This is a genomic window from Mycobacterium helveticum (assembly GCF_007714205.1).
Taxonomy (GTDB): domain Bacteria; phylum Actinomycetota; class Actinomycetes; order Mycobacteriales; family Mycobacteriaceae; genus Mycobacterium; species Mycobacterium helveticum.
In genome coordinates, this window is sequence record NZ_VMQU01000200.1 from 1 (window position 1) to 6,038 (window position 6,038).

General features: G+C 71.9%; 6 protein-coding genes. 2 read left to right on the plus strand and 4 right to left on the minus strand.

The genetic code is table 11. The annotated features are described in order from the left end of the window. Positions 1 to 96: 96 nt before the first annotated feature. Positions 97 to 954, minus strand: coding sequence for a lysophospholipid acyltransferase family protein (locus tag FPZ47_RS26085; protein ID WP_144954035.1), 858 nt, complete (start codon positions 952 to 954; stop codon positions 97 to 99). Next, entirely contained in the window at positions 951 to 1,817 is an 867-nt protein-coding gene (locus tag FPZ47_RS26090) for a GNAT family N-acetyltransferase (RefSeq protein ID WP_144954038.1), read from the minus strand. The genes FPZ47_RS26085 and FPZ47_RS26090 overlap by 4 nt, the downstream gene beginning before the upstream one ends. A 208-nt stretch (positions 1,818 to 2,025) precedes the next feature. Here FPZ47_RS26090 and FPZ47_RS26095 point away from each other — a divergent pair, with 208 nt between their 5' ends. Next, positions 2,026 to 3,507 (plus strand): cryptochrome/photolyase family protein, encoded by a 1,482-nt coding sequence (locus tag FPZ47_RS26095; protein ID WP_144954041.1) that lies wholly within the window; start codon positions 2,026 to 2,028, stop codon positions 3,505 to 3,507. Continuing rightward, positions 3,504 to 3,896 carry an SRPBCC family protein gene (locus FPZ47_RS26100; RefSeq protein ID WP_342781082.1) on the plus strand — a complete coding sequence of 131 codons (393 nt, stop codon included), beginning with the start codon at positions 3,504 to 3,506 and terminating at the stop codon, positions 3,894 to 3,896. Before FPZ47_RS26095 ends, FPZ47_RS26100 begins: the two co-directional genes overlap by 4 nt. Before the next feature lie 23 nt (positions 3,897 to 3,919). Here the strand turns inward: FPZ47_RS26100 and FPZ47_RS26105 are convergent, their stop codons facing one another. Both FPZ47_RS26105 and FPZ47_RS26110 read right to left on the minus strand, forming a co-directional pair. Beyond that, a complete protein-coding gene (locus FPZ47_RS26105) occupies positions 3,920 to 4,876 on the minus strand; it encodes an electron transfer flavoprotein subunit alpha/FixB family protein (protein WP_144954043.1) in 957 nt (318 codons plus the stop codon). A 104-nt stretch (positions 4,877 to 4,980) separates the two neighbouring features. Then, a complete protein-coding gene (locus FPZ47_RS26110) occupies positions 4,981 to 5,781 on the minus strand; it encodes an electron transfer flavoprotein subunit beta/FixA family protein (RefSeq protein ID WP_144954045.1) in 801 nt (266 codons plus the stop codon). Positions 5,782 to 6,038 lie beyond the last annotated feature (257 nt).

The following is a 6,038-nucleotide window of genomic DNA, read 5'->3' on the forward strand; positions in this document are numbered from 1 at the left end:
GCATCGGGGTGGTGGCGGCGTGATCCAGGTAGACCATGACGCGCCCCACGTTACCCGGCCCCTCAGCGACCCCGAACTCAGCAGCGGGCCGCGGCGTCAGGCCACCAGCAGGTGGTCGTCACCCTGACGGCGGGACGCTCCCGCGGCCACCGCGGACTGGCAGCGGCCGGCCAGGTCCCGCCGATCGGCTCCCGGCAGCTGCAGCGCTTCGACCTGCGCCCGCGCCAGCGTGCGGCGCACCGTGAGCAGCCGGCGGATCGACCGCGGCAGCGTCTCGTCACCGACGAAGGCCGGCACCGTCGACACGCTGCCGTCGGCGTGATGATAGGTCAGCCGCAGCGGCTGCACCGGGCGGCCGGCGTCGATGGCGGCCTGGAACATCGCCGGGTAGAACGACCCGCGGCCCCGGTGCGCTCCCCTGGCCCGCCCGCACCAGGTGGTGCCCTCGGGGAAGGCCACGACCGTCTGACCCCCCCGCAGCCGCCCGGCGACGGCGTCCACCACCGCGGGCAGGCGCCGCAGGCTGGACCGCTCGATCGGGATGACCTTCAGGATGCGGGCCACCACCCCCGTCCCGCGCCCGGTGAACATGTCGGCGCGGGCCACGAACGACCCGGGCAACACCGACCCGATGGCGAAGACGTCCAGCCACGACACGTGGGAGCTGACCACCAGAACCCCGCGCAGGTTGCGGATCGGGTTGCCCGACACCGTGATCCGCACGCCGAAACAGCGCAGCACCAACCGGCAGTAGAGGCGCTGGACGCGGGTCCGGCCCGGCACGGGCACCGCCAGCAGCGGCAGCCCCGGCGCCAGCAGCAGTGCCAGCGTGCAGCGCAGCGCCACCCGCAGCGTCACCCGCACCCGGGATTCGTCGTCGGCGTTGCCCGGGCAGACACAGCCGACGTCGCACTTGTTGTGCGGCAGCCAGGCGTGGCCGGTGACGGGGTTCACCGCAGGCCGCCGGCGGGGCCGGAGGTGAGCCGGGAGGCCGCCGAGACCGACCGCAGTCTGCGCAGGTAACGGGTGTCGGCGCGCCGCTTGTCCAGCAGGACGCAGAAGTCCCCGACGCCGAAGGCCGGATCGTGGGCGGGCTCCCCGCAGCCCCGGGCGCCCAGCCGCAGATAGCCGCGCAGCAGGGCGGGAACCGACGGCCGGGCCGGCGCGGGGATGTCGTCGATGGCCCTGCCGTCGACGACCACCGGCCGGCGCGGATGCACCCGGTACTGCGCCGGGGCGGCATGCCGGCTCAGGATGAAGTCGCGGACACCGCGCAGCCGGCTGCCCGGCACCTCGTCGCCGGACTCGCCGCCGATCGGCACCGACACGCATCCGGTGACGAAGTCGTAGCCGCAGCGGTCCAGGTACGCGAGGATGCCGGCCCACATCAACAGCACCACGGCGCCGTTGCGGTGGCCGTCGCGCACCACGGCGCGACCCATCTCCACCAGCGACGGCCGCAGCGGGTCGAAGGCGCGCAGGTCGAACTCCGTCTCGGTGTAGAGCCCGCCGGCCGCGATCGCGCCCGCCGGCGCCAGCATCCGGTAGCAACCCACCAGCTCGCCGCTGTCGTCGTCGCGAACCAGCAGGTGGTCGCAGAACTCGTCGAACCGGTCGACGTCGCGCCGTTCGTAACCACTGGCCGGCAGGGCGAAGCCGGGGGTGCTGCTGAGCACGTCGTACCGGAGCCGCTGCGCGGCCGCGATCATGCCGGGATCGGTGGACAGCAGCAGGGAGTAGCGCGGACCGGCCGGTTTGTCGCCGGGCAATTTGTCGCCGGGTATGTCGCTGGGTATGAGGACCGAAGCAATGCTCATGTCACGACCGTGTCGCAACCGTTCGGCGAGTCGGCATCGCCGCGCTGACGTGTCGGTGCACGTCAGATGACGAAATGCACGCGCGCGGGGGCGCCGGGGCCCGGCCGCGGTTAACCTGACGCCGACAGGGGTAGGCCGGTTCACGTAGCCGTCACCGACCGTTCGGATAGGACGTGAGCACCATGTGCGGTAACTCACAGCAGGCGCGATGACCGCGGCGGCGCGGCGGTGGTGTTTCGCCGACCAGCTGGGCCCGCACTTTCTGGACCGGTCCGACCAGCCGGTGCTGCTCGTCGAGTCCCGGGCGGTGTTCGAACGGCGCCGCTTCCACCGGCGCAAGGCCCACCTGGTGCTGTCCGCGCTGCGGCACCGCGCCGCCGAACTCGGCGATCAGGCCACGTTCCTGCGGACCCGCACGTACGGCGAGGCGCTGGACCGGGTCGCCGGCCCGGTCAGCGTCTGCCGGCCGACCTCGTGGGCGGCCGATCGGTTCGTGCGGTCGCGGCCCGGGATCGAGGTGCTGCCGGCCCGCGGCTTCTGCACGAGCCGGGCCGAGTTCGGCGAGTGGGCCGGGCGGCGCCGGACCCTGCGGCTGGAGGACTTCTACCGCGACGCGCGCCGCCGGTTCGACATCCTGATGGACGGCGACGGGCCCGCCGGGGGCCGGTGGAACTTCGACGCCGACAACCGCGAGCCGGCACCCCGGAACGCCGGCACGCTGGGTGTGCCCGAGCCCTGGCGACCCGAGGAGGACGACATCGACGCGCAGGTGCGCGCCGACCTGGACCGCTGGGAGCGCGACGGGTCGGTGTCCTTCGTCGGCCGGGACGGCTTGCGCGAATTCCCCGTCACCGCAACCGAAGTGCAGGCCGCGCTGCGGGTGTTCCTGCGGAAGCGGTTGGCGCACTTCGGCCCGCACGAGGACGCCATGCTCAGCGGGGACCGCGTCATGGCGCACAGCCTGCTGTCGGCGCCCATGAACCTGGGCCTGCTGGACCCCCTGGACTGCGCCCACGCCGCCGAGGCGGCCTACCGCGCCGGGCACGCGCCGCTCGGCAGCGTCGAGGGCTACATCCGCCAGCTGATCGGCTGGCGCGACTACGTCTGGCACGTCTACTGGCACTTCGGGCCCGACTACCGGCGCCGCAACGCGCTCGGGGCGCGCACCCGGCTGCCGGAGTGGTTCGCGAACCTGGACGCCGACGCGGTGGGCGCCCGCTGCCTGCGCGACGTGCTCGCGCAGGTCCGCGACCACGGCTGGGTGCACCACATCCCGCGGCTGATGGTGTTGTCCAACTACGCGCTGCAGCGCGGCTGGCAGCCCGACGCGCTCGCCGACTGGTTCCACCGGTGCTTCGTCGACGGCTACGACTGGGTTATGGTCGCCAACGTCGTGGGCATGTCCCAGCACGCCGACGGCGGGCTGATGGCGACCAAGCCCTACGCCGCGGGCGGCGCGTACATCAACCGCATGAGCGACTACTGCGGCGGCTGCCGCTACCGCCCCGGCGAACGGACGGGCGAGCGCGCCTGCCCGTTCACCGCCGGGTACTGGTGGTTCTTGAGCCGCAACGAGCGCCACCTCGCCGGCAACCGGCGCATGAACCGGCCGCTGGCCGGGCTACGACGGCTCGGTGACCTGGATGAGGTCGTCTCCCAGCAGCGCCGGCTCGGGCGGTCGGCCCCGTGACGGGCGGCGCCATCATGCTCACCGCCGACCGGGTGGTCGCGGCGCCGCCCGCGGCGGTGTGGGCGCTGCTGGTCGACCTCGACGCGTGGCCGCAGTGGGGTCCGACGATCCGGCGGGCCCGGCTCGACGAGCCCCACACCGAGCTGGGGTTGCGCGCGACCGGCACGGTGCAGACCTCGCTGCTGGTCGCGGTGCCGTTCGTCGTCACCGAATTCGACCCGGGCCGGCACTGGGCCTGGAAGGTGGCCGGGGTGCCGGCGACGCACCACCGGGTCGACCCCGTGGGCGACGGGGCGCGGGTGAGCATCGCGGTGCCGTGGTGGTCGGCGCCCTACCTGACGGTGTGCTCGGTCGCCGTGCGCCGCATCCAGAAGATGCTCACCGGCTAAAAGGCGCGGGCAGACGCGAAACCTCAGCCCTTGCGGGCCTTGATCGCCTCCGTCAGCTGCGGTGCCACCTTGAACAGGTCGCCGACGATCCCGTAGTCGGCGATCTCGAAGATGGGCGCCTCTTCGTCCTTGTTGACGGCCACGATCGTCTTCGACGTCTGCATGCCGGCACGGTGCTGGATCGCCCCGGAGATGCCCAGCGCGATGTAGAGCTGCGGGGACACCGTCTTGCCGGTCTGGCCGACCTGGAACTGGCCCGGGTAGTAACCGGAGTCCACCGCGGCGCGCGACGCCCCGACGGCCGCACCGAGGGCGTCGGCGAGTTCCTCGACCACGCTGAAGTTCTCGGCGCTGCCGACGCCGCGGCCCCCGGAGACCACGATGGTGGCCTCGGTCAGCTCCGGGCGGTCACCGGCGACCGCGGGCTCGCGGGCGGTGATCCTGGTGGCGTTCTCGGCGGCCGCCGGCACCTCCACGCTGACCTGCTCGCCGGCCCCGGCCTGCGGCTGCGCCTCGATCGCGCCGGCGCGCACCGTGATCACCGGGGTGTCGCCGTTGGCCTGCGCCTCGACGGTGAACGCGCCACCGAAGATGGAGTGGATGGCCTTGTTGCCCTCCTTGACCTCGACCACGTCGACCAGCAGCCCCGATCCGATCCGGGCGGCGAGCCGGCCCGCGATCTCCTTGCCGTCGGCGCTGGCGGACAGCAACACGGCGGCCGGGGTGGCCGATTCGGCCAGCGACGCCAGCACGTCGACGTACGGGGTGACCAGGTAGTTGTCGGCGACGTCGGACTCGGCGACATAGATCTTGGCGGCGCCGGCCTCCTTGAGCCCGTCGACCAGCGGCGCGGCCGTGCCGGGCTTGCCGATGACGACGGCGGCCGGCTCGCCCAACGCCCGGGCGGCAGTGATCAGTTCGGCGGTGACCTTCTTCAACGCGCCGTCGGCGTGCTCGACGAGCACCAGTACTTCAGCCATGGGTTGTTCGCTCTTCTCGTGTCTGGGCTTCTCGTGTGTCCGGGCTTCTCGTGTGTCCGGGCTTCTCGTGTGTCCGGGCTTCTCGTGTGTCCGGGCTTCTCGTGCTAGATGATCTTCTGGGCGACCAGGTACTGGGCGATCTGGTTGCCGCCCTCACCCTCGTCGGTGACCTTCTCACCCGCGGTCTTGGGCGGCTTCGGCGTCGACGACAGCACGGTCGACCCGGCGCTGGCCAGCCCGACCTCGTCGGGCTCGACCCCGATGTCGGCCAGGGTCAGCACCGTGACTTCTTTCTTCTTGGCGGCCATGATGCCCTTGAACGACGGGAAGCGGGGTTCGTTGATCTTCTCGGCCACGCTCACCACCGCGGGCAACGTCGCCTCGAGCGCGAAGACACCCTCGTCGGTCTCGCGCTCGCCGATGACCTTGCCGTCCTCGATGGACAATTTGCGCAGGTGAGTGAGCTGCGGCAGGCCCAGGTACTCGGCGATGATAGCCGGCACCGCGCCGCCGCCGCCGTCGGTGGCCTCGTTGCCCGCGATGACCAGCTCGGTGCCCTCGATGGTGCCCAGCGCGCGAGCCAGCGCCCACGCGGTCTGCACCACGCAGGAGCCGTGCATGCCCTCGTCCTTGAGATGGACGGCCTTGTCGGCGCCCATCGACAGGGCCTTGCGGATCGCCTCGGCGGCGCGCTCGGGACCGGCGGTCAGCACCGTCACCGACCCCTCGACGCCGTCCGCGGACTCCTTCTCCCGGATCTGCAGCGCCTCTTCCACGGCCTTCTCGTTGATCTCGTCCAGCACCGCGTCGGCGGCCTCGCGGTCCAGCGTGTAGTCGCCGTCGGTCAGCTTGCGCTCCGACCAGGTGTCTGGGACCTGCTTGATCAGGACCACGATGTTCGTCATGAGTGTGGTTCGTCCTCCTCGAAGGGGTCCCGCAGCGCCCGGCTGCGCGACCTCGGTACGCGATTCGCAACGCACGGACCTGTTACTACCCGGTAACTGTGTGCGCTCTGCCTTCACACCATAGCGGGTAGTCGTGCGCGTTCTTGCAGCCTGCCCGCCCTCCGAAAGCCGGGGCGCCCGCTTCCCGGTTCGCGAATCAGACACTTCGCGTTAGCCTGCCTATGCCATGAACGCCATGACAATAAAACACAGATGAC